Here is a 22,311-nt window from a genome sequence, read left to right on the forward strand (position 1 = left end):
TTGGATATTACGGAAAAGTTTCGTAACCTGACGGTGCCGCCGGCGCTCTCCCCGTCTCGCCCGGCGGAGAAGGGAAGGACGACGTGTCTGTCACGACACCTCGGCGCATGCTCCTGCTCGGCGCCGTCGGCGTGCTCGCCGCCAGCATGGCGGTCGGCGTGACGACCGCGGCGCAGGCCGGCACCACGCTCGGCGCGTCCGCGGCCGAGAAGGGCCGTTACTTCGGCACCGCCGTCGCGGCGAACCGGCTGAGCGACTCGGCGTACACGACCATCCTGAACCGCGAGTTCAACCAGGTCACGCCCGAGAACGAGATGAAGATCGACGCGACCGAGCCACAGCAGAACCAGTTCAGCTACGGCGCCGCGGACCGGATCGTCTCGCACGCGCGGGCCAACGGCATGCAGGTGCGCGGCCACACGCTGGCCTGGCACGCGCAGCAGCCACCGTGGATGCAGAGCATGTCCGGCACCGCGCTGCGCAACGCCATGACCAACCACATCACCCAGGTCGCCACCCACTTCCGCGGGCAGGTCGCCTGGTGGGACGTGGTCAACGAGGCGTTCGCGGACGGCTCCAGCGGCGCCCGGCGCGACTCCAACCTGCAGCGCACCGGCAACGACTGGATCGAGGTCGCGTTCCGGGCCGCGGACGCCGCCGACCCGAACGCGCAGCTCTGCTACAACGACTACAACATCGACAACTGGAACGACGCCAAGACGCAGGCCGTGTACCGCATGGTGCAGGACTTCAAGCAGCGCGGCGTGCCGATCGACTGCGTCGGGCTCCAGTCGCACTTCACCGGCGGGTCGAACTACCCGAGCAACTACCGCACCACGCTGTCCAGCTTCGCCGCGCTCGGCGTCGACGTGCACATCACCGAGCTGGACATCCGCAACGCGCCGGCGGACGCGTACCGCAACGTCACCAACGACTGCCTCGCGGTCGCGCGCTGCAAGGGCATCACGGTCTGGGGCATCCGTGACTCCGACTCGTGGCGCTCCGGCGAGAGCCCGCTGCTGTTCACCGGCAGCGGCCAGAAGAAGCCGGCGTACGACGCGGTGCTCGCCGCGCTCAACAGCGGCACCGCGCAGCCGACCGGCAGCCCGACCACGCCGCCGCCGGTCGGTGGCAACTGCACCGCCACGGCCAGCGCCGGTCAGGTGTGGGGCGACCGCTACAACACCTCGGTCACGGTCACCGGCGCGAGCACCTGGTCGGTGGTCGTCTCGGTCAGCTCACCGCAGCGGATCACCACGACCTGGAGCGGCACCGCCAGCCTGAACAGCAGCGGCACCGTGCTGACCATGCGCTCCAACGGCAGCGGCGGCACGTTCGGCTTCACCACCATGATGAACGGCAACAGCTCCGCCCGGCCGCAGGTCACCTCCTGCTCCACGAGCTGAGCGGCACCGCGTGACGCGGGCGGCGCGGGGGTCAGTCGTGATCCCCGCGCCGCCCGCGCTTGATCGCCCCGCGCTGCTTCTTCTCCATGATCCGGCGCTCCACCGAGCCCTTCGTCGGCTTGGTCGCGCGCCGCTGCCGGGGCGGCGCCGCGACCGCCCGCGCGATCAGCGCCGCCAGCCGGGCCCGGGCCGCCTCCCGGTTGCGCAGCTGTGAGCGGAACTCCGACGCCACGATCGTCACCGCGCCGTCGACCAGCCGGTTGCCGAGCCGCTCCAGCGCGCGCTCGCGCAGCATCGGCGGCAGCACCGAGGAGGCGGCCGGCGACCAGCTCAGCTCCACCCGGCTGTCCGTGGTGTTCACGCCCTGCCCGCCGGGACCGCCCGCGCGGGAGAACCGCCAGCTCAGCTCCGCGGCCGGGATGATCAGCCGGTCGGAGACGTGAAGATCGTCCGCCATGCACCCCACGGTAGTGGGCGGGCCGCGCGGCCCGCCCACCGTACCCCGTCAGGGCCTCGGCACCGGGGACCCGAGCTTGGACACCGAGACCGGCGCCGGCACGCCGTCGTGCGCCGGCACGGTCGTGTCCAGCAGGCCCAGCCGCCGGATCGCGCCGCGCGCCACCACCTGCTGCGTGGTCGTCACCCGCTCCGAGCGGCCGGTGCCGACGAACGACACGAACCAGTGCCCGATCGTGGAGACCCGGTTCTTGAAGCCGACCAGGTAGAGCAGGTGCACGGCCAGCCACATGAACCAGCCGATCACGCCGGTGAACTTCATCCCGCCGGTGCTGGCCACGGCCGAGAACCGGGAGATCGTGGCCATGCTGCCCTTGTCGTGGTACTTGAACGGCTCCGGCGCCGGCTTGCCCGCCAACCGCCGCTTGATCGTCTCGGCCGCGTACCGTCCGCTCTGGATCGCCACCTGCGCGACGCCCGGCAGCCGGTCCAGCGACATCATGTCGCCCACCGCGAAGATCTCCGGGTGACCCGGCACCGTGCAATCCGGGTTGACCAGAATCCGCCCGGCCCGGTCCGTCTCCGCGCCGGCCGCCGCCGCGATCTTGCGGGCCAGCGGCGGCGCCGACACCCCGGCCGCCCAGATCTTCGTGGCCGCCTCGATCCGCTGCCGGCCGCGCGACGTCTCCACGTCGATGCCGCCCTCGTCGACGCCGACCACCTTCGTGCCCAGCTCGACCTCCACGCCGATCCTGTGAAGCTGGCGCAGCGCCTGCGTCGACAGGTGATCACCGAAGCTCGGCAGCACCGCGTCCACCGCGTCGACCAGTATCACCCGCGCCCGCTTCGGATCGATCCGCCGGTACTGCCCCGGCAGCGTCCGGTGCGCCAGCTCCGCGATCTGCCCGGCCATCTCCACGCCGGTCGGGCCCGCGCCGACCACCACGAACGTCAGCCAGCGGTCGATCGCCTCCGGATCGTTCTCGATCTCCGCCATCTCGAACGCGCCGAAGATCCGCCCGCGCAGTTCCAGCGCGTCGTCGATGCTCTTCATGCCCGGCGCGTTCTCCGCGAACTGGTCGTTCCCGAAGTACGACTGCGACGCTCCCGCCGCCACGATCAGCGAGTCGTAGGGCACCTGGTACTCGATCCCGGTCGGCGCGTTCGCCGTCACCGTCCGCCGCTCGACGTCCACCTCCGTGGCCCACCCGAGCAGCACCTCCACGTTCTCCTGCCGCCGCAGGATCTCCCGCACCGGCGGCGCGATCTCCCCCTCCGACAGAATCCCGGTCGCCACCTGATAGAGCAGCGGCTGGAACAGGTGATGCGTGGTCCCGTTGATCAAGGTCACGTGCACGTCCGCGCGTTTGAGCGCCTTCGTGGCGAAGAGTCCGCCGAACCCGGCGCCCACGACGACAACCCGATGTTGCTCACTCATGCCGGATTCCCCTTCACGCTGCGGTCCCGCGACGGGAGGCACTGAGCCCATGGTTCACTCGCAAGCTCGCTCATGGCTCTCCCTTTCCCCCGAAGTCCCCATCGCTCACGTTACGGCCCACCCGTCCCCGATGGGCCTCATTGCCTCCGCCGACTTCCCCACAGTGCCCAGGATCAACGTCGAGACCACTATTTTCCCGCTTCCGGCACGGTCGCGGTCCGCATGCTCCCGCGGGCACCGCTCGGCCGTGGCCGGCCTCCCTGCCGGTCCCGCACCCGGCCCCGACCGGCCGTCCCGCCGGGGCGACGGGCGAGACCTCCGGCGCCGGGACATCCACGCCCGACCAACCCGACGGTCCCGCCGCGATCCCCCGCCCCGCCGGGCGCACCCGTCCCTCAGTGGACCGCCGCTTCGCGCTCTACCGGATTCGCACGCGAAGCCGGTTCCCCAGGTCCTCCATTGGCGAGTGATACGTGAAGCACGTCTCGAGGCACTCATGACGTGCTCTACGTATCTTTGGCCGCGCACACCGACCGTGACATCCGGCGATCTCGAGAGAAACGCCCGCGATGAGCACCCGCGTCAGGCGCAGGAGAGCCGGGCCGCGGCCCAGTCGGCGTGGTCGAAGTTCTTGCCGTCGCCGGCGTCGGTGACGCGGAGGGTGAGGCGGCGGACGCCGGTGACGTCGGCGGTGACGGGCTGGGCCGGGTCGCCGCTGCGCAGCACGCCGGTGCCGGCGAGTGAGCGGCCGTCGCCGAGCACCTCGAAGGTGGCGGACCCGGGGGTGGTGACCTCGTCGTCGATGCCGACGAGCGCGGCGAACGACGTGCAGGCGCCGCCGAGCCAGACCGTCACCTCGGCGGGCGCGTGCATGCCGAGGCCCTTCGCGTGGACGGTGCCGCGCAGCGTGAGCGGGTTGCCGTCGCCGGCGGACTGCTCGCCGTTGGAGCGGTCGCGTTCCACCGGGCCGTAGCCGTTGGACTCGGCGAGGAACGGCAGGTCGCTCACCCACGCGTCGCCGGTGGGCGCGGGTGGGGGCACGAAGACGCGGACGGCCTGCTCGACGTGTACGGTCCGGCCGCGCCAGCGGTAGGTCGCCACGATCGGCAGCTCCACCGTGCCGATCACGTCGTCGGGCACGGTCAGGCGCCACGATCCGGACAGTGACTCGCCGCCGCGCAGACGGGCCGCGGTCACCGGGTCGCCGCCGGACGCGGGCGCCAGCCGCACCTCGGTGATCGGCCCGCCGGCCGGCAGCGTGAACGTGGCGCGGACGTCGACGGACGCGCCCGGCCGCGTCTCGGTGGACGGCGGCGTCACGGTCAGGACCGTGGCCGGCACCGGCTCGATCGGGCGGTCGCAGGTGGCCGACCCGGTGTACGGGCACAGCGCCGTGACGAATCCGCCGTTCGCGGCCAGCGGCACGGTCAGCGTGTCGCCGCGGCGGACGATCCGGCTCTCCCGGACCAGGCCGTGGCCGCCGTCCCGCAGCGTCTCGGCCAGCCACCGCCCGCCGGGCAGGAAGCCGAGGTCGATCGCGGTGTCCCCGGCCGGCTCGGCGCTGATGCCGGCCGCCCACCAGCGGTCACCGGAGCGGCGCGCCAGGACCGCGGACCGTCCCGGCTCGCCGGACAGCAGCCGCGTCTCGTCCCACACCACCGGGATCTGGTTGAGCGTGCGCAGCGCCTCCGGATGCGACTCGTACGTCTCGAACCGGTCCGCCAGGTGCTGCCAGCCGGACTCGTAGACCACGGCGAGCGCCACCTCGTGCGCGTCGGTGGTGTCGCGGTCGGACACCACCCAGGTGACCGGCGTGTAGTCCATGCCGCCGGTGACGTTCCGGGTGAACGGGAAGATCGTGTTGGTGGCCGCGCGGGTGCGGGACTGTTCGGCGCCGCGCACCGCCTCCTGGGTGAGCACGTGCGGCCAGGTGCGCTGCAGGCCGCGCGGGGTGGTGGCGCCGTGGAAGTTGACCATCAGCTTGAGCTCGGCCGTGGCGGGCAGGATCTCGTCGTACCAGCGGAACCGCGCCTGGCTGTCCGAGTCCATGAAGTCGATCTTCACGCCGGCCACGCCCCAGGACTTCAGCCGCGGCAGCACGGTGTCGCGCTCCTGCGGCGTGTCCAGCGCGGTCCAGTGCAGCCACAGCAGGATGTCGACGCCGCGGGCCCGCGCGTAGCGGACCAGTTCCGGCACCCAGGACGCGTTCCACCCCTCGTCGATCAGCACGTACGGCCAGCGGTTGCGCGCGGCGAAGTCGACGTACTGCCGCTGGCGCACCGGGTCGGCCGGGCTGCCCCGCTCGGACAGCCAGGACCACGCGACGAGCCCCGGCCGTACCCACGAGGTGTCCTTGATCTTCGAGGCCGGCGCCAGGTCGTCGACGAGCGTGCTCTCCGTGACGGTGGCCAGGTCGCCCACGATGGTGACGCGCCACGGCGTGCTCAGCGGACCGTCCGCGGTGACCGTCGCGTCGGCGAGCTCGACCGCATAGCCGCCGCCGCCCGCGTGGGTGAGCCGGCCGCCCGCGTACCGCCCGTCCACGTCGGACTCCGCGAGCATGGCGTAGGTGCCGCCGATCCGGAACAGCGCGGGAAAACCGTAGTCGGCCACCGGCGCCGCACCGGCCGTGGTCCGGCTCCAGGGCTCCTCGTAGTTCGGCGTGTACGGCAGCAGCCAGGCGTCGGCGTCCGGCGGGATCACGTACGACGAGGTCTCGCCGATGACCGTGACCGGCCCGTCATCCGGCAGCACGTACCGGTAGGCCGCGCCCTCCGCGGAGACCCGCACCACCAGGTCCAGCCGCGCCCCGCCCGCACCGGTGAACGAGAACGTCGACTCGCGCAGCGTGGTGTCCCGCTCGAGCCGTTTGCCGGTGGTCATCGTGTACCGCTCGCGCAGCGTGCGGCTGCTGCGGGAGACGAAGGTGAGCCCGTCGCTCAGGTCCGCCTCCGCGGTGCGGATGCCGATCGGCGCGGCCGGCAGCACCGAGTCGACGCCGAACGCGAGCCGCCCCTGATCCAGCCCCACGCGCGCCGTCACCTCCCCGCCCGGCGCCGCCACCGTCCACTCCAAACCCACCCGATCCACCGGCGCCCCCGGCACCATGGCAACGACGAGAGCGGCGGTCAGCAGCACGTGCACGAGGACCTCCAGCGATGGAAATCGATTCCCTCTGGGACCCTATGCGGCGCACGGCCGCCAGACAATGGGCGCCCGCGGAACCGGCGGGGAGGCCGGCCGCGGACCCGGCGGGGGCCGGCCACGGCCCGGCCGGTGCCCGCTCCGAGCACCCGGATCGCGACCACGCCGGAGGCGGGTGAAGCGGAGCTGCCCAGATCGTCGGTCACCGCCCGGCCGCCGCGACCGGCACGCCGGACGACCGGACGTCGACCGCGCGCGCGGCGACCACGATGACGGCGGCCAGCACGACCGGGATGGCGAGCGCGACCGGCAGGCCGGTGAGGGCGGCGCCGCCGCCGATGAGGACCGGGCCGGCGAAGAAGCCGAGCCAGCCGATGCTGGCGGCGCGCGCGATGGCGCGGGCCGGGCGGTCGGGGTTGCGGGCGCCGGCGGCGGAGAAGACCTGTGGCGCGATGGTGGACAGGCCGGCGCCGAGGCAGCCGAAGCCGATCACGCCGGCGATCGGGTGGTGGACGAGCAGCGCGGCGCCGAGGCCGCCCGCGGCCAGCAGGCCACCGGCGCGGACCACCGCGACCGGGCCGAACCGGGCGGTGAGCGGGTCGCCGGCGAGCCGGCCGGCGGTCATCGCGGCGAAGAACGCGGCGTAGGCGCCGGCCGCGAGCGCCGCGGAACCGCCGAGGCTGTCGCGGACGTAGACGGTGCTCCAGTCCGCGGCGGCGCCCTCGCCGATCAGCGCGCAGAAGGCCAGGCCGCCCAGCAGCAGTACGCCGCGCAGCGGGCCCGGGTTCTGTCGTACCTCTGTGGCAGGGTGTTCCCGGGTGGCCTCGAACGACTGCGCGACCGCCCAGGCCGTGACCGCGGCCATGACCACCGCCACGGAGGCGAACGTGACGACCGGCCCGGCCCCGGCCGCGGCGAACGCGCCGCCCGCCGCCGCGCCCAGGAAGCCGCCGATGCTGTAGGCGGCGTGGAAGGAGGACATGATGGGTGAGCCCCAGGCACGCTCGATCTCCACGCCGCGCGCGTTCATGGCCACGTTCAGCGTGCCGTGCACCACGCCGAAGGCGAAGAGCGCCAGCGCGAGCGTGGCCAGGTTCGGCGCGAGCGCGACCGGGATCAGCAGGAAGCCGTCGGCCAGCGCGACCGGGGTGAGCACGCGGCGGGTGCCGAACCGGTCGACCAGCGTGCCGACCAGCTGCATGCCCGTGATCGCCCCCGCGGCGAGCGCGAGCAGTGCCAGGCTGAGCAGGCCGTCGGAGAGGCCGAGGTGCTCCTTCACGGCGGGGATGCGCGCGGTCCAGACGCCGATCAGCGTGCCGTAGAGCAGGAACAGCAGGGCGGTGGCGAGACGCGCTTTCTTCATACCGTGAACATAGAGGAAGGATCGAGCACTGTGGAGGTCACGCGCGAGCAGGTGCTCGGGTTCCGGATCCGGGCGCAGCAGCTCGACCGGGCGCCCGGCACCGGCAGGGTGCAGGACACGGCGCTGCTGGACTACGGCGCGCAGGACACCGGGCCGGACGGTGCCCACTGGGCGCTGGAGACGCGCGGACTCGACACCGCCGCGGTGCCGGACGACGCGCTGAGCATGCTGTGGACGCTGCGCGGCGGGCCGCACCTCTACCGGCGCGCGGACCTGCCGGCGGTGGCGGCCGCGGTGGCGCCGTTCTCCGACGAGGACGCGGGCAAGCGCATCTACGACGCGGCGAAGCCGCTGCGCCAGGCCGGGATCGGCAACCTGGAGGCGCTCGACGTGGTCGCCGGCCACCTGCGTGAGATCGTGTCCGCACCGACCGTGAAGGGCGAGGTGTCCGGCCGGCTGTCCGCGGTGCTGGACCCGCCGCACCTGCGTGCCTGCAAGCCGTGCGGCGTGACGCACGCCTGGGAGATGCCGTTCCGGCTGGCCGCCGTGCGCGCCGGCCTGGAGCTGGAGCCGGGCACGTCACCGCCGGTGCTGCGGCGCATCCCGGGGTTCACCGGCCCGGCGGCGAGCGTGCCGCCGCGATTCGACGTCATCCGGGCGTACCTGCGGCTGCTCGGGCCGGCCACGCCCAAGCAGGTGGCCGCGTTCCTGGACGCGCCGGTCAAGGCCGTGACCGCGCGCTGGCCGGCCGACGTCACCGAGGTGACCGTGGCCGGCCGGGCCTGCTCGATCCTGACCGGGGACGTGGACGCGCTGGCCGCCGGGCCGGCCGAGGTGACTCGGCTGCTCGGCCCGTACGACCTGTTCGTCCAGGCCAAGGACCGCGACCTGCTGATCGGCGACCCGGCGCGGGCCAAGGCGGTCTGGCCGGTGCTCGGCCGCCCCGGCGTGGTGCTGCTCGACGGCGACCCGCTCGGCACCTGGCGACCCCGCAAGCAGGGCAAACGGTTCCGCCTGGAGGTGGACCTGTGGGCGCCGGTGTCGCCGGCCGCGCGGGCCGCGGTCGAGGAGCAGGCCGAGCGGCTGGCGGCCTATCGGGGCACGCCACTGACCGGCCTGGACCTCAAGGAGTGATCACCCGGCCGCGTTGCCGGTGTAGTTCCACGACGCCAGCCGCAGCGCCGGGGCGCGGAAGCCGGTGTCCAGCCGGTTCGCGGGCTGGCCGACCGCGGACGCGCCCACGCCGAGCACCGCGCCGGGCGCGAGCGCCAGCGGGTACGACTGGGTGAAGCGCAGGTTCTGCACCGGGCGCACCACCCGCCCGTCCTCGATCAGCCACAGCCCGTTGCGGGTCAGTCCAGTCATGACCAGCGTCTTCGGGTCGAGCACCCGGGTGTACCAGTTGTCGGTGACCAGCAGCCCGCGTTCGACGTCGCGGACCAGCGCGGCCACGTGCGAGTCCGCCTCCGGCCCGTCCACCTCGTCGGCCGGCCCGGCACCGGACGGCAGCAGGTGCAGGCAGCTCGCCAGCACGCCGAAGCCCGAGTCGCTGTGGTGGCCGGTGGAGAGGCCGCCGGTCAGCGCCGCGGTCTGCCGGTCGTGCAGGATCGTGCGGATCACGCCCTTCTCCACCAGTGGCACGGTGCCGCGGATCGTGCCCTCGCCGTCGAACGGCAGGCCGGTGCCGCCCGGCGCCACCGGGTCGTCGAGCAGCGTGATCGCGGGGTCGAGCTGGTCCGCGCCGAGCCGGGCGAACGACATGCCCTCGGCGAACGTCCGGCCGTTGAAGCCGAAGATCGCCAGGCAGTTGAGCACGTCCGCGACCGCGGTCGGTTCCAGCACCACCTCGTACCGGCCGGGCAGCAGCGCCTCCGGGCGGTCGGACGCGCGGGCCTTCGCGGCGGCGCGCGCGCCGAGCACGGCGCCGTCCAGGTCGGCCAGCCGCACCGAGGCGAGCCGGGACACGCCGTCCGAGGTCTCGGTGCGCGCGATGCCGTCCAGCGCGGCCTCCGTGGTGTGCCCCTCCGCGACGTGCCCGAGCGTGTTGGCGAACGCGGCGCGGTGCGTGGTGGTGGACACGTACCCGGCCGCCTCCAGGCCGTCGGCCGCGCGCACGAAGTCGCGCACGCGCGCGGCCCGGTCCGCGGGCGTGGCCGCCGCGGTCTCCTCGTCCAGGTTGCCGCGCTCGCGCGCGGCGGCCGGGGGTGTCAGGCCGGGCCAGGTGCGGTCCGCCGGTGCCGCGGCCAGCGCGGCGCCGGCCCGGGCGATCAGCGCCTCCGGGTCCGGGCCGGACAGCGCCACGGTACGGCCGTCGCGGTGCACGCGCAGGCGTACCTCCGTGGTCTCGGTCGTGATGTTCTGGTGGATCGCCGAGTTCGCGAACCGGGTCAGGCCGCGCGCGACGTGCTGCACGAACACCTCGGCCTCCGCGCCGGGCAGCGCCTCGGCGACGCGCGCGGCGACGGCGTCGGCGGCGGTCATCCGCGCACCCCCACGCGCACGTTCTGGAATCGGGCCGGCGCGGCCGGGTGCCCGGTGTGCCCGATCTGCCCGGGCTGGCCCTTGCCGCAGTTCGGCGTGCCGTAGGCGATGATCTCGGAGGAGAGCATGTCCATCGAGCCCCAGAACACCGGGCCGATCCCGGTGTACGTGGGATTGCGCAGCAACCGGCCCAGCCTGCCCTTCTTCACCTCGTAACCGACCTCCGTGCCGAACTGGAAGTTGAGCCGCTTGTCGTCGATCGACCAGGACCGGTTCGTCTCCATCAGAATCCCGTCGTCGGTGGCCGCGATGATCTCGTCGAGCGTGTGCGGGCCGGGCTCCAGGCCCACGTTCGTCATCCGCACCATGGGCAGCGACTGCCAGCCGTCCGCGCGCACGCTGCCGCCGTACGGCAGCCCGGCCACGCTCGCGGAGTCGCGCCCGGCCAGCACGCCCACCCAGATGCCGTCGCGGACCGCGTCGCGCGGGACCGCGGGCGAGCCCTCGTCGTCGTAGCCGAACGAGCCGAGCGCGCCCGGGATGGTCGGGTCGATCACCACGTTGAGCAGGTCGGAGCCGTACCGCAGCTCGCCCAGCTTGGCCAGGTCGAGCCAACTGGTGCCGGCGAACGCGGCCTCCCAGCCGAGAATCCGGTCCAGCTCGATCGCGTGCCCGATCGACTCGTGGATCTGCAGCGCGAGCTGCTCGCCGCCGAGGATCAGCGTGGTCTCGCCGGACGGGCAGAGCGGCGCGGACAGCAGCGCGCGGGCCTCGTCCGCCACCCGTTCCGCGTGCGCGGCCAGGTCGAGCTCGGTCACCAGCTCCCAGCCGCGGGTGCCGTACTGGCCGCGATGCGAGGGGTAGGACCGGCGCTGCGTCTCGCCGTCGCCGATCGCGGTCGCCCAGATCCCGCCGCCGCACTCGCGGATGTGCTGGTCGATGCGGTGGCCCTCGGAGGAGACGAACCACTTGCGGGTGTCCCAGATCTGGTAGACGCCCTCGGCGAGGTCGGCGCCGGCCGCGTGCGCGGTCTTGGTGGCGTCGGAGAGCAGGTCACCCTTGTCGGAGAGCGGCACCGACAGCGGGTCCACGTCGCAGCCGCTGGCCCAGGAGTCGATGCTGGCCGCCGCCGGGGTGAACTCGACGGGACGGCCGGGCACGGTCGCGGAGGCCTCGGCGATCTCGGCCGCGGTCCGGCCCGCCTTCCGCGCCGCTATATCGGACAGATCGGATATGGCGTAGAAGCCCCAGGAGTCGCCGACCAGCGCGCGCACGCCGAGGCCGGCGTCCTCCCGCTGCGCCAGCTCCTCGATTTCACCGTTGCGGGCGTGCATCGACTCGTACCGTCGATGCATCACCCGCGCGTCCGCGTAGCGGGCGCCGGCGGCCAGCGCCGCCTCGATCGCCGCATGCGCCTCGTCGAAGTCGCTCATGGACTCCAGGCTATTGGTTCTCCGCGGCCTCCTCGTCCTCCGCCGCGCCCTCGTCCACCGCTTCCTCCTCGTCGGGTGCCTCGCCGCACCGGTTCATCCGCTCCAGGTGGAACAGGCCGCCCGGCTTCTTCGGCGGCGTGTGCGCGAACTCCACGCAGTCCCCGACCTGGAGCCCCGGCACCTTCCGCTCCACCGGGTTCTGCTCGAAGCAGTAGTCCGCGCCGGTGGTGGCGTTGACGCAGACCTTCGGATCGATCGAGATCACCTCGCCGGTACGGTCCTGAGGCGTGGCGGCGCACGCCGCGAGCCCCGCTCCGGCGAGCGCGAGGACCAGCAGGCGGGCAACATGGTGTCCAGCGGACAAGGCTTTCCTTTCAGCGACGTGCCAAAACAGGCGACCGGGGCCGCACGGTTCCGCGTACCGCCGGATGATGATCGTGATCCGGCCGCCGCGGTCCCGCACCCCGTCATACGAAGCCGGACCCGCCACGGATCAAACCCCTGCGGAAGGTACGCATGAACCTGACGCTCGTCGTCGGCAGCGGCCGCTGCGGCTCCACGGTCCTGTCCCGCGTCCTCCGCGACCACCCCGACATCCTCAGCGTCGGCGACCTGCCGCCGGTCGTCCGCGCCGGCCCACCCCCGCCGATCGCGCGCCTCTACCGCGGGCTGCTCACCCGCCTGGCCGCCCGCTCAGGCCGCACCACGATCGTCGCCACCGCCGCGCTGCACCGGCTCCCCGCCCTGCACACCGCGTTCCCCGAGGCCCGGCTCGTGCACCTGTACCGCGACGGCCCCGACTGCGCCGTCGCCACCCGCCGCCGCCGCGCCGCCCTTCCGGCACTCGGCGCCAGGTGGTCCACCGACATCGTCGACGGCGTCGCCCTCCTCGAGATGCTGCCCGCCGCCCGAACCAGCGGCCTGCGCTACGAGGACCTCGTCCACTCCCCCGAGGCCACGCTCATCCACCTCGCCGCCACCCTCAACCTCCCCGTCGACGGCGACTGGCTGTCCCGCTCCCGCACCCACCTGGACACGTCCACCATCGGCCTCGCCGCCACCCTCCCGGACGAGGACCGGGCGGCGCTGGAGGCCGCCTGCGCCCCGGGCATGAAGGCCCTCGGCCTGACGGCTTAGCTGCCGCGCGGGACACTCACGATCGGTCGAGTGTCCAGGTGACGACCGGCGGCCGGACCGTCGCGCAGATCGGGCCGCCCTTGGCGTCGGTGAGGCCGAGGCGGGCGACGAGGACTCCGTGGCCGGTGGCGGCGTCCGCGATCAGCGCCTCGCCCGCGTCCGCCGGGTGGAGTTTCGCGCGGCGGAACGGGTGCGCGCCGCCGCTGACCCAGCAGAGGTAGACGAAGCGGGCGCCGCGCCGGCCGTGGACGAACGGCCCGCCGAAGTCGAGACCTGACCCGTCCGGCAGCGGCTTCGTGACGAGGTCCAGGTCCCACACCGCCGAGGCGGCGTCCCCCGGGATCAGCTCGATCACGTCGGCGCGGCGCTGCACGCCCACATGCACGTCCCGGTACGGCGGACCGGCCGGATTCGTGTCGGCGACGCGGCCCGGCAGGCCGGTGCCCTCGATGCGCAACCGCATCGGGTCACCATCGCACACCGGGGCGGCCACCGTCAGTCCAGCGCCGGTGCCGGGTCGGTGCGGAGGCGGCTGTAGAGCATGCCGTCCCGCCACCCGCCGTCGGCGAACTCGATGGCACGCATGGTGCCCTCGAGCTGGAAGCCGGCCTTCAGCAGTGCCCGCTGCTCCGGCACGTTGTCCGCCTGCGTGCCGGCGGAGATCCGCATCGCGGGCGTGTGCCGGAACAGGTAGTCGCAGAGCAGCACCTGCGCGCGCCAGCCGAACCCCCGGCCCCGCCACTCCGGCAGCAGCACGATGCCGATCTCCCAGTTCGGCGCGCCGCCGAACCGGCACGCGCGGAAGCTGACGACCCCGGCGGCCTCACCGTCGACGTCGACGATCAGCCGCGAGTCGGGCGTGCCGCCGAGGTAGCCGTCGGCGGCGAACCGCCGGTCGATCGCGCCCGCGTCCCGGAAGCCGGACCAGTCCGGCCCGATCAGGCCGGGCTCGACCGCGAACCGGCGCATCATCGGCAGGTCGCCGGCGGTGACGGCACGCAATTGCAGCATCACCCGATCAGACCACACCGTAACCGCGGCCACAGCTCCGCCGGACCCGGCGGCCGTAGGGTGATCGTCGTGGAGCCCATCGATCTCGACCGGGACGGCACCCGGCTGCACGCGCTGTGGCGGCCCGGCACCGGGACCCCGCTGGTGATCGTGCCGGGCGTGATGACGGACGCGCGGGGCTGGCGGCACGTCGCCGCCGCGATCGCCGGCCCGGAGCCGATCCTGATCCTCAACCGCCGGGGCCGCGCACCGAGCGGCGATCTCGGCGAGGACTACTCCGTCGAGACCGAGGTGCGGGACCTGCTCGCCTGGCTGCGGCACCTGGGCGCGCCGGTGCGGCTGTTCGGCTGGAGCTACGGCGGCCTGATCGCGATCGAGGCGGCCACCCGGACCGCGGCCGTCCGGCAACTCCTCGCGTACGAGCCGGTGATCGCCCCGTTCGCCGCCCACGCCATCCCCGCGCTGCGCGCCGCGACCGAGGCCGGCGACCTCGACCGCGCGGTCCAGGTGGTCAGCCGGGACATCTCGCGCACCCCGCCCGAGCGGCTGGCGGCGCTGCGCGACTCGCCGGCGTGGGCGCCGCTGCGGGCGTGGGCGGCACCGGTCGCCGGCGAGACGGTGGCGCTGAACGCGTTCACGCCCGACCCGGGCCGCTGGGCCGGGATCGCCGTACCGATCGATCTGATCATCGGCGCGGAGAACACCGACACCGAACCGTACGGCACCGCGTTCGCCGCGGTCGCCCGGCTGCTGCCCGGCGCGGCCGTGCACGTGCTGGCCGGCCAGGGTCACCTCGCCCACGTGACGGGCGCGGACCGGCTCGGGCGGCTGATCGGCGACCTCACAGCCGCTCGCGGAGCGTCACTCCCGGGTTGAGGTGCTCCCACTCGCGGATCACCTCGTTCGGCATCGACGCGATGCGGATGCGGTCCCCGCGCACGATCCGCGGATACTGCTTCGGGACCAGGTACTCACCGATCACCAGGTTGACCAGCATCAGGAACACCACCACGAACAGCGCGATCGGCCCGGCCAGATCCGTCCGGCCCGGGTGCGCGATCAGCGAGTACGCGATCCACGCCGCCGCGCTGATGCCGATCACCAGCATCGACGGTACGACCACCCGCCGCCGGAACCGCTCCAGCGCGTAGCTGCGCCGCAGGATCTGCGCCTCCGACTCGGTGACCGGCAGCGTGAGCGTCGCGTGGGAGTCGCCGCGCCACAGCGGCAGGCAGGACACCTCCGCGGTCTCGTTCGCGTACTCACCGTCGAAGATCGACCGAGGCGGCAGGTGCAGGTGCGGCAGGTCGGTCCGCGCGATGACCACGGTGGCGGTGTCCATGCAGCTCATCCCTCTGATCAACATGAGAGCCCGCCCTCACTGTAGGCATGATGCACGGCGGATGGTTGCCGATCGTGGGGAGCAGCTCGGTCTCCTCGAACGCGTCGCCCCAGCTCTGGTGCACCACCGGCTCGTCGTCGCGCGGCGGCAGCTCCGGCACGATCCGCCGGCCGTCGCTGCCCTCGGGCAGCTCCGCGTCGTGGTGCTGCGCCCGGACCACGTCGGTGCCGGCCGCCCGGGCGCGGCGGTGGCCACCACGTCACGCTGCACGTCGACGACGAGCAGCGCCGTCCTGGGCCGGTCGGTGAGCGTGGTCATGGTTCGGCAACCTCCGGCGGCGGTGACTCGTCATTCACCGGGGACGCTGGACCGGGGGTACGGCAAAACCGGGTGAGCACCCGATGAGCTACCGGATGAACATCACGCTCGGTAACACTGAGCGGGGACGATCCAGGGGGTACGACGATGACGTGCGGTTGTTCGGTGGCGGGCCTGTCCCGCCCGGCGGGCCGGCGGGCCCCCGCCTCGGTCCGCACCTGCGCCCGCTGCCGCCGCTGGTCCGGCGCGTCCACGCTGGCCCCGCACATCCCCGTCACCGTGACCGGCGCCAGCTCCTGCAGCGTCACCAGCCCGCCGGCACCCGAGCGGTAGCGGGCTCAGGACAGCACCGCGAGCCGCCCCGCCTCGCCCGACGCCCAGCACACCGGCCCGTGGCGCCCCGCCACGCAGTCGACCGCGTCGAAACTGCCGCCGTCGAACTCCGTCCACGTGCGGCCGCCGTCGCGGCTGATCGAGCTGCCGGTCGGGCCGACCGCCAGCACACCTGCTCCCCGGCCCGGGACCCACGCCGCGCCCGACCGGTACTCCCCCGGCGGCACCGCGGCCGCCGTCCACCGGCCGTCGCGGAACACGGCCGCGCCGCGCGGCGCCTCGGACGGGACCGCGTAGTCGCCGCCGACCGCGACGCCGTGCGCCGCGTCCCGGAACGCCAGCGAGTAGATGCCCGCGGACGGCCCGGACGGCACCGGCGTGGTGGCCACCCGCCAGCTCCGGCCGTGGTCCTTCGAGGAGAAGACCCGCGCGGCCGAGCCGCCGCCGGTCGCGAACCAGTACCGCCCGCCGGTGCCGGCGACCAGGCAGGTGCCGCTGGCCGCGAACGCGAACTCGCCCGGCAGCGCGGCCGGCATCCGCGCCGGCGACAGCACCGACCAGCTCCGCCCGCCGTCCGACGTGGACAGGACGCGGAACGCGCCGTCCACCGGGTCGGACAGCGCCAGCCCGTGCCGGGAGTCGGTGAACGCCAAGCAGTCGTAGAAGGCGGCCGGGTCGGGGTTGCGGAACGTCTCGGTCCAGGTGCGCCCGCCGTCGGCCGTACGGTAGACGCGCGAGTCCGCACCGGTGCCGATGGACAGCGCGACCGCGTGGTGCGCGTCGAACGCCTCGATGTCGCGGAACTGCAGCGTCTCCGTGCCGGGTGGTCCGGCCGGGGACCAGTGCCGGCCGCCGTCGACGGTCCGCAGCACCGTCCCGGAACTGCCGGAGGCCCACACCACCCGCGGCGACACCACGGACAGGCCGCGCAGCCGGGCCTCGCTGCCGGACGGCGTCAGCGACCACGAGGGCCCGGACCCGGCGGCGGACGCCGCGGCGGGCGCCGGCAGCACGACGGCGGCAACGGCAACGGCGGTGAGCAGACGCCTCATGCCGCCGAACCTAGCACGACGTCAATCGATGCGCGGCCCACTGAACACGATGGACGGTATCGCGACCGCCACCGTCCTCGATCAGGTGTTCAGCGGGCGCCGCGCGATCAGCAGCGCGTGCGTGACCGGCCAGTCCAGCGGCGTGCCGTCCGGCCGGTGCAGCGACGCGACCGGGGCCAGGCGGTTCTCCACGATCCAGTCGTTGCGCGTGGTGTGCGAGGCCGCGTCCACCTCGAACCCGACGTCGGTCAGCAGGCCCTTCCAGTCCGCCATCTCCAGGCCGCAGAACTGCTCCTGCGTCTCGGAGAGCCAGTTGTCCGTGTAGTCCTTCCGGGTGAGGAAGTCCATCGCGTCGCCGAGCGTCAGCTCCACCACGTCGTCCGACACCGGCCGATAGCCGAACGGGAACCGGAAGTCCACCGCGAACTGGTCGAGCCGGGCCCGCGTCGACAGCCCGCCGACGTACGCCGCGACGTCCCCGGACAACTCCGCCACCGGCGACGCCGGATTCGCACCGTCCGACGTGGACAGCCGCAGGTGGACCAGCTGGTCCCGCCCGTCCGGCCCGCACACGTCGCTGTTGATCCACACGCCGCCCGGCACGGTGTGCTCGTAGATGGCGGCCACGAACCGCCGCAGCGACTCCATCCGTGCGCCGTACGACCAGATCTCGTGCGTCAGCGCGAACGTCATGGTGGTGTCGATCGAGCGTGGCGCGAACACCGCACCGCCCAGCACGTTGCGCCGGTAGAAGAACACGTTCGGGTTCCGGAACGCGCCCTGCGCCTTCTTGTGCACGCACTCCTCGTACAGGTGGCGCGCCACCTCCACGCCGATCAGATCGCTCTCCCGCAGCGCCGGCTCGGCGTCCGCCATCTCCAGCACCGCGCCCGCGCCGCACCCGATGTCCACGATCCGCCCCGGCCGCACGTGCTCGCGGACCAGCCGCCACTTGCGGTCCGCGCCCGCCGCGAACGCCTCCACGTACGTCCGGTAGTCGCGGGTGGCGGTCAGCCCGCCCTCGTCGCCCACCACCGGGTCGTTGACCACCGCGCGTACCGCCTCGGCCAGCCGGTACCGCCCGAACACGTCCACCGACGCCGGATGCGCCAGCTCCCGCCACCGCTCGTCGCCGGCCGCCAGCCGCATCAGCACGTCCCACGGCCGCTCCGGCGGCTCCGGCAGCGCCGGATCGTCCTCCACCGGCAGCACCGTGAACCCGAGCCCCGCGTACAGCGCCGCCACCGCCGGCGTCGAACAGGCGACCACCGCGTTCCCCGGCGTCAGCGCCAGCCCGGTGGCGACCTCGACGTTCTTGACCGTCACGGCCGCGAACCGGTCCGTCGGCGCGGTGTCGAAGACCGGCACCACCAGCGACCGCAGCCCCTCGGCCGCGCTCAGCCGCTCGATCGCGGCCTCCCGCCGGTGATACGGAATCGGGTTACGCTTCGTGTTCTCATGGTTCGCCGACGTCACCGCCCACACCACGGTCGCGTCCCCGGCGACCCGCGTCAGGAACTCCGCCTGGAAGCGCGTCAGCAGGTGGTGCCGGCCGGGAAAGAGCAGGTAGTCGAAGCCCATCCGATCTTCCTAGCGCATGCGCGCCACAAAACCAAAGATCAAAATCTTGCTCTTCCCACTCCCGGCGTGGTCACGCTCCGCATGCTCCCGCGGGCACCGGTCGGCCGCGGGCGGCCTCCCTGCCGGTCCCGCTGTGGGAATCCCGGCGGCTCCGGGTGCGGACGGGCCTGACCACCGGTCCGCCGCGGAATCCGGACGCACTCACGGACGACGGGCCACCGGGACGCCCTGGGGATCAGACGTGGCCGTCGTCGGCGGTGGACGCGACCGGCTCGGCCGTCAGGGGCAGGCGGGCGACCACGCGGTATCCGCCGTCGGGACGGGCGCCGGTGCGCACCACGCCGCCGGCCAGCCGGGCGCGCTCGTGCATGCCGACCAGGCCGTGCCGGGCCCGGGCCGGCTCCTCCATCAGGCGCGGCAGCGTGGCGGGCGGCCCGTTGACCACCTCGACCACCAGTTCCTCCCCCTCCACCGCGACGCGCACGTGGGTGGCGGCGCCCGGCGCGTGCCGGATCACGTTGCTCAGCGACTCCTGCACGATCCGGTACGCCGCGCGGCCCACCGTGTCGTCGCGCGGCTCCGCGTCCACGTCCAGCGAGACCGGCACGCCGCCACGGCGCGCGGACTCGGCCAGGTCGCCGAGGCTGCGCAGGTCCGGCATCGGCCGCAGTTCGCCGTCCGCGCCCTCGTCGCGCAGCAGCGCCAGCAGCGCGCGCATCTCGCGCAGCGTGGTGCGGGTGCCGGCCGCGATCCGCCCGAACTCCTCCCGCGACTCCGGGTCGATGTCCGGGATGCGGTACGCCGCGGACGTCGCCTGCATGTGGATCACGGACATGCCGTGCGCGACCACGTCGTGCAGCTCACGCGCGATCCGGTTGCGCTCCTCGACCAACGCCCGCTGCGACTGCTCCAGCGCCACGTCCCGGCGGGCCTGGGCCAGCTCCCGGCGCACGGCCAGCCGCTGCCGCCAGGCGATCGTGCCGAACAGCACCATCACCGAGTTCGTCGCGTAGGTGATCAGCGCGGTGTCGGCCACCTCGATCGTCCGGCCGCGCGGGTCGACCATCGACAGCAGGATGCCGAAGAGCCCGCTGGCCCACCAGATCACCACCGCCTCGCGCCACGGCCAGCGCAGCCCGACCAGCCCCACGTGCGCGACCAGCGTGAGCATCACCGGCGGCTGGAACGGCCAGATGCCGTGCGCGCCCTCCTGCGCGAGCGCGAACACCGCCACGGCCGCGAGCTGCACCACCGTGGCGATCCGCGGCCGCCGCAGGCTCAGCGCCAGCGCGGCGGCCTGCGCGGTGGCGGCGGCCCAGGCGATCAGCAGCGGCACGCCGTACTCGTCGGTCATCACGGTGGCGGTGCCGACCAGCAGCATGCCGGCCAGCGAGCCGACCACCAGCCACCACTGCCTCGGCACCCCGTTCACGTCCGCGACGTTACCGACCCCGGTCACCCCTGGTCGTCCCCCTGCCGGTGCATGCCGACCCCTACGGGCAGCGTGGCTCTCCCGGCGGACGACCGGGACCCGTCCCATCACCGAGAGTTGACGCATGAACCCGTACACCTGGCTCGGCCCGCTCGTGCTGATCGAGGGGCCGGCGGCGACCGTGAGCGCCGGCTCGCTGGTCGGCGCCGGCGTCGCGCGCTTCCTGCCGGTCTGGGTGATCGTCGTGCTCGCGGACGTGGCCGGTGACAGCCTGCTCTACCTGGCCGGGCGTTCGTCGCGGCACCCGCGGGTGGCCGCGCTGCTGGCCCGCATCGGCGTCACGTCGCGCCGCGCGGCCGGCTTCACCCGCGACCTGCCCCGACTGGTGATCACCGCGAAGGTGCTGGACGTGCTGGCCGTCCCCGCGTTCGTGGCGGCCGGCATCGCCCGAATCCCGTACCAGCGGTTCGCGGCCTGGGTGACGGCCGGCGCGGCGGTGCGGGCCGCGGTGCTGATCGGCGCCGGCGCGCTGCTCGGCAGCCGGCTGACCGGCCTGCTGGAGCTGCCCGGCGGCTTCCTGCTGCTCGCCGCCGTGGTGGCCGGCCCGGCGCTGCTGCTCAACCTGCTCGTCAAGCGCCTCACCAGGAAGCGGATAGCGGCGTGACCGGGCTCCCCCTACGGGAGCCCGGTCAGCATCGGTGGATCAGAAGTTGCCCTGCGCGTTGCACTTCGCGTGCTGGTTGATGCAGTTGCGGACGCGCTCGGCGAGCGCCTGCGGCACCCAGGCGTTGAAGAAGTCGCCGTGCATGGAGTAGCCGGTGCCGGACGAGAGCGTGATGCCCTCGGTGTCCGTGTTCAGCGGGTACGGCAGCATGAACGAGATCGACGGGATCGCCACCGGGTACTTGCCGGAGCACCTGCCCTGCGCGTCGGCCGGGCCCACGTGCGACTTGTGGTCCGGGCTGTCCAGGTGCACGCCGTCCCAGCAGTCCGGGAAGGTGAGCTGGCGGATCAGCTCCGCGGTCGGCGCGCAGACCGGCCACTCGCCGTCCTTGGTCCGGCCGGTCTCGCCGCCCACGCCCGCGCACCAGAACTGGTTGTTCTGCCCCTTGCTGGTCTGCTGCTTCGCGTCACCGGCGATCATCCGGAAGCCGGACGGGAACGGCACGGTCGCGGCGTAGTCCTTCAGGCGCGAGCCGTAGTAGACCGTGACCTCCTTCGGCATGACCGGCTTGCCGTCCTTGAGCAGCGTCGGCACCCAGTAGGCGGAGAAGTCCTGGGTGGACGGCTCGCAGGTGGTGGCCTTCGCGGCGAACAGCGACTCCGCGGTCGAGGCCGCGCTGGTGGTCTTGTTGCCCCAGAACGTGTGGTCGTGCGACGCGCCCGGCAGGTTCGGCGCGACGATCGGGTCGTCCGGCCTGGTGTGGCTGATCTTGCAGGAGGCGTGGAACTCCGGCACCATCCGCTCGGCCGGCGTCTTCGGCGTGATCGCGCGGAACGCGGCCAGTTCCTGCGCCCACTTGGCCTGGTCCATCACGACCCAGCCGGCGCCGGTCTGCGGCGCGGTGCCGGTCGGCGTGGGCGACACGCTCGCGGACGCGGTCGCGCTCGGGCTCGCCGGCGCGCCGGTGGTCGCGGTCGCGGCCGGGCTCGCCGGCGCGGTGGTGCCCGGCGCGCCGGTGCCGCCGCCGGCCCGGGTGAAGCGCAGCCAGTTGAGGTTCACGAAGTCGCTGCGGCTCTTGCTGACCAGGTTCACCACCACGGTCTGCGTACCGCCGAGCGTGGTCTTGCTGACCGCCTTGCCGGTGACCCAGCTCTGCCAGTTGCCGGTCTTGCTGATCGGGAACGCGGCGAGCAGCTCACCGGTCGGGCTCCCGGCACGCACCTCGACCGAGCCGCCCTCGGAGTTCGCCGAGGCCACGCGCGCCTCGATGGTCAGCGGGCCGCCGGCCGCCGCGCCGAGGTCCACGTTGTCGTAGCGCATCCAGTCGCCGTTGCTGAGCCAGCCGACGTTGCGGCCGCCGCCGGTGTCGCTGGTGCCCTCGGTCTGCGCGCCCTGGTGGGCCGCGTACGACTCGGCCTCGAGGACGCCGGGGATCGGCGTCTGGTTGCTGCCCGCGTTCGCGGTGGCGACGAGCACGCCGCTGCCGGCGAGCGCCGCGACCACCGGGATCGCCAGCAGGAACATCCGCTTCTTGCTCTTTTTTCCAGATTTATCCGGCGATGCGCCGGACAGCGGAGCCGAGGGGTCGCTCTGCATGGTGGGAGGCCTCCGGGCCGTATATGGTGTGGGCGTCGCGCGGCGGACAGACATCCCCGCGCGGGTGTTCCGGTCGGAACTCTAGGACCGGAGAGAGCGCTCTCACAAGCCGGTGCGCCCCGCT

General features: G+C 73.6%; 21 protein-coding genes. 7 read left to right on the top strand and 14 right to left on the bottom strand.

Features of this window, described 5'->3' with window-relative positions:
• Nucleotides 1-107: 107 nt before the first annotated feature.
• Complete coding sequence (locus J2S41_RS14835) at nt 108-1,406, top strand: endo-1,4-beta-xylanase (protein ID WP_310376384.1); 1,299 nt, start codon at nt 108-110, stop codon at nt 1,404-1,406.
• 31 nt (nt 1,407-1,437) lie between these two features.
• On the opposite strand, the gene arfB is transcribed toward J2S41_RS14835, so the two are convergent.
• From arfB to J2S41_RS14855, 4 genes are all read right to left on the bottom strand, one after another.
• Nucleotides 1,438-1,863 (bottom strand): alternative ribosome rescue aminoacyl-tRNA hydrolase ArfB, encoded by a 426-nt coding sequence (arfB, locus tag J2S41_RS14840; protein WP_310368151.1) that lies wholly within the window; start codon nt 1,861-1,863, stop codon nt 1,438-1,440.
• A gap of 48 nt (nt 1,864-1,911) precedes the next feature.
• The gene (locus tag J2S41_RS14845; RefSeq protein WP_310368154.1) at nt 1,912-3,300 is read right to left on the bottom strand and encodes an NAD(P)/FAD-dependent oxidoreductase; all 1,389 of its coding nucleotides are present in this window, start codon (nt 3,298-3,300) and stop codon (nt 1,912-1,914) included.
• Nucleotides 3,301-3,882: 582 nt separating this feature from the next.
• Nucleotides 3,883-6,444 carry an NPCBM/NEW2 domain-containing protein gene (locus J2S41_RS14850; RefSeq protein ID WP_310368156.1) on the bottom strand — a complete coding sequence of 854 codons (2,562 nt, stop codon included), beginning with the start codon at nt 6,442-6,444 and terminating at the stop codon, nt 3,883-3,885.
• A 202-nt stretch (nt 6,445-6,646) separates the two neighbouring features.
• Complete coding sequence (locus tag J2S41_RS14855; protein WP_374728254.1) at nt 6,647-7,951, bottom strand: MFS transporter; 1,305 nt, start codon at nt 7,949-7,951, stop codon at nt 6,647-6,649.
• Between J2S41_RS14855 and J2S41_RS14860 the strand changes: the two genes are divergently transcribed.
• Nucleotides 7,838-8,941, top strand: a complete 1,104-nt coding sequence (locus J2S41_RS14860; RefSeq protein ID WP_310368160.1) for a DNA glycosylase AlkZ-like family protein — start codon at nt 7,838-7,840, stop codon at nt 8,939-8,941. The two genes, J2S41_RS14855 and J2S41_RS14860, sit on opposite strands and share 114 nt — an antisense overlap.
• On the opposite strand, the gene J2S41_RS14865 is transcribed toward J2S41_RS14860, so the two are convergent.
• From J2S41_RS14865 to J2S41_RS14875, 3 genes are read right to left on the bottom strand one after another with little or no spacing between them, the layout of a single operon-like run.
• Complete coding sequence (locus J2S41_RS14865; RefSeq protein WP_310368162.1) at nt 8,942-10,288, bottom strand: metallopeptidase TldD-related protein; 1,347 nt, start codon at nt 10,286-10,288, stop codon at nt 8,942-8,944.
• A complete protein-coding gene (locus tag J2S41_RS14870) occupies nt 10,285-11,721 on the bottom strand; it encodes a TldD/PmbA family protein (protein ID WP_310368163.1) in 1,437 nt (478 codons plus the stop codon). The genes J2S41_RS14865 and J2S41_RS14870 overlap by 4 nt, the downstream gene beginning before the upstream one ends.
• Before the next feature lie 10 nt (nt 11,722-11,731).
• The gene (locus J2S41_RS14875; protein ID WP_310368164.1) at nt 11,732-12,085 is read right to left on the bottom strand and encodes a hypothetical protein; all 354 of its coding nucleotides are present in this window, start codon (nt 12,083-12,085) and stop codon (nt 11,732-11,734) included.
• A 152-nt stretch (nt 12,086-12,237) separates the two neighbouring features.
• On the opposite strand from J2S41_RS14875, the gene J2S41_RS14880 reads away from it, so the two are divergent.
• Entirely contained in the window at nt 12,238-12,858 is a 621-nt protein-coding gene (locus J2S41_RS14880) for a sulfotransferase family protein (RefSeq protein ID WP_310368165.1), read from the top strand.
• Between the two features lie 16 nt (nt 12,859-12,874).
• On the opposite strand, the gene J2S41_RS14885 is transcribed toward J2S41_RS14880, so the two are convergent.
• Together J2S41_RS14885 and J2S41_RS14890 are read right to left on the bottom strand one after the other, a co-directional pair.
• A complete protein-coding gene (locus tag J2S41_RS14885) occupies nt 12,875-13,321 on the bottom strand; it encodes a DUF5990 family protein (protein ID WP_310368166.1) in 447 nt (148 codons plus the stop codon).
• A gap of 32 nt (nt 13,322-13,353) precedes the next feature.
• Nucleotides 13,354-13,869 carry a GNAT family N-acetyltransferase gene (locus tag J2S41_RS14890; RefSeq protein ID WP_310368167.1) on the bottom strand — a complete coding sequence of 172 codons (516 nt, stop codon included), beginning with the start codon at nt 13,867-13,869 and terminating at the stop codon, nt 13,354-13,356.
• Nucleotides 13,870-13,938: 69 nt separating this feature from the next.
• On the opposite strand from J2S41_RS14890, the gene J2S41_RS14895 reads away from it, so the two are divergent.
• Nucleotides 13,939-14,745, top strand: coding sequence for an alpha/beta fold hydrolase (locus J2S41_RS14895; RefSeq protein WP_310368168.1), 807 nt, complete (start codon nt 13,939-13,941; stop codon nt 14,743-14,745).
• On the opposite strand, the gene J2S41_RS14900 is transcribed toward J2S41_RS14895, so the two are convergent.
• Complete coding sequence (locus tag J2S41_RS14900; protein ID WP_310368170.1) at nt 14,711-15,211, bottom strand: hypothetical protein; 501 nt, start codon at nt 15,209-15,211, stop codon at nt 14,711-14,713. The genes J2S41_RS14895 and J2S41_RS14900 overlap by 35 nt on opposite strands.
• A 61-nt stretch (nt 15,212-15,272) precedes the next feature.
• On the opposite strand from J2S41_RS14900, the gene J2S41_RS14905 reads away from it, so the two are divergent.
• Both J2S41_RS14905 and J2S41_RS14910 read left to right on the top strand, forming a co-directional pair.
• A complete protein-coding gene (locus J2S41_RS14905) occupies nt 15,273-15,605 on the top strand; it encodes a hypothetical protein (protein ID WP_310368172.1) in 333 nt (110 codons plus the stop codon).
• 89 nt (nt 15,606-15,694) lie between these two features.
• Entirely contained in the window at nt 15,695-15,862 is a 168-nt protein-coding gene (locus J2S41_RS14910; RefSeq protein ID WP_310368173.1) for a hypothetical protein, read from the top strand.
• A gap of 5 nt (nt 15,863-15,867) precedes the next feature.
• Here J2S41_RS14910 and J2S41_RS14915 read toward each other — a convergent pair whose 3' ends face one another.
• The 3 genes from J2S41_RS14915 to J2S41_RS14925 all read right to left on the bottom strand — a co-directional run bounded on the left by J2S41_RS14915 (nt 15,868) and on the right by J2S41_RS14925 (nt 19,954).
• Nucleotides 15,868-16,914, bottom strand: coding sequence for a WD40/YVTN/BNR-like repeat-containing protein (locus J2S41_RS14915; RefSeq protein ID WP_310368174.1), 1,047 nt, complete (start codon nt 16,912-16,914; stop codon nt 15,868-15,870).
• Between the two features lie 81 nt (nt 16,915-16,995).
• Nucleotides 16,996-18,495, bottom strand: coding sequence for a class I SAM-dependent methyltransferase (locus J2S41_RS14920; RefSeq protein WP_310368175.1), 1,500 nt, complete (start codon nt 18,493-18,495; stop codon nt 16,996-16,998).
• A gap of 235 nt (nt 18,496-18,730) precedes the next feature.
• Nucleotides 18,731-19,954: a sensor histidine kinase gene (locus J2S41_RS14925; protein ID WP_310368178.1), complete on the bottom strand. Its 1,224-nt coding sequence runs from the start codon at nt 19,952-19,954 to the stop codon at nt 18,731-18,733.
• A gap of 97 nt (nt 19,955-20,051) precedes the next feature.
• Between J2S41_RS14925 and J2S41_RS14930 the strand changes: the two genes are divergently transcribed.
• Entirely contained in the window at nt 20,052-20,591 is a 540-nt protein-coding gene (locus J2S41_RS14930; protein WP_310368180.1) for a DedA family protein, read from the top strand.
• Between the two features lie 39 nt (nt 20,592-20,630).
• Here the strand turns inward: J2S41_RS14930 and J2S41_RS14935 are convergent, their stop codons facing one another.
• Complete coding sequence (locus J2S41_RS14935; RefSeq protein WP_310368182.1) at nt 20,631-22,187, bottom strand: DUF1996 domain-containing protein; 1,557 nt, start codon at nt 22,185-22,187, stop codon at nt 20,631-20,633.
• Nucleotides 22,188-22,311: the final 124 nt, after the last annotated feature.

Origin of the sequence: Catenuloplanes atrovinosus (assembly GCF_031458235.1) — a bacterium.
GTDB classification, from domain to species: Bacteria; Actinomycetota; Actinomycetes; order Mycobacteriales; family Micromonosporaceae; genus Catenuloplanes; species Catenuloplanes atrovinosus.

Coding starts and splice junctions, on each gene's coding strand:
- J2S41_RS14920 (WP_310368175.1), bottom strand. CDS start 18,495: ATGGGCTTCGACTACCTGCTCTTTCCCGGCCGGCACCACCTGCTGACG.
- J2S41_RS14835 (WP_310376384.1), top strand. CDS start 108: ATGCTCCTGCTCGGCGCCGTCGGCGTGCTCGCCGCCAGCATGGCGGTC.
- J2S41_RS14930 (WP_310368180.1), top strand. CDS start 20,052: ATGAACCCGTACACCTGGCTCGGCCCGCTCGTGCTGATCGAGGGGCCG.
- J2S41_RS14885 (WP_310368166.1), bottom strand. CDS start 13,321: ATGCGGTTGCGCATCGAGGGCACCGGCCTGCCGGGCCGCGTCGCCGAC.
- J2S41_RS14890 (WP_310368167.1), bottom strand. CDS start 13,869: ATGCTGCAATTGCGTGCCGTCACCGCCGGCGACCTGCCGATGATGCGC.
- J2S41_RS14905 (WP_310368172.1), top strand. CDS start 15,273: ATGGTTGCCGATCGTGGGGAGCAGCTCGGTCTCCTCGAACGCGTCGCC.
- J2S41_RS14900 (WP_310368170.1), bottom strand. CDS start 15,211: ATGGACACCGCCACCGTGGTCATCGCGCGGACCGACCTGCCGCACCTG.
- arfB (WP_310368151.1), bottom strand. CDS start 1,863: ATGGCGGACGATCTTCACGTCTCCGACCGGCTGATCATCCCGGCCGCG.
- J2S41_RS14870 (WP_310368163.1), bottom strand. CDS start 11,721: ATGAGCGACTTCGACGAGGCGCATGCGGCGATCGAGGCGGCGCTGGCC.
- J2S41_RS14935 (WP_310368182.1), bottom strand. CDS start 22,187: ATGCAGAGCGACCCCTCGGCTCCGCTGTCCGGCGCATCGCCGGATAAA.
- J2S41_RS14865 (WP_310368162.1), bottom strand. CDS start 10,288: ATGACCGCCGCCGACGCCGTCGCCGCGCGCGTCGCCGAGGCGCTGCCC.
- J2S41_RS14845 (WP_310368154.1), bottom strand. CDS start 3,300: ATGAGTGAGCAACATCGGGTTGTCGTCGTGGGCGCCGGGTTCGGCGGA.
- J2S41_RS14915 (WP_310368174.1), bottom strand. CDS start 16,914: ATGAGGCGTCTGCTCACCGCCGTTGCCGTTGCCGCCGTCGTGCTGCCG.
- J2S41_RS14880 (WP_310368165.1), top strand. CDS start 12,238: ATGAACCTGACGCTCGTCGTCGGCAGCGGCCGCTGCGGCTCCACGGTC.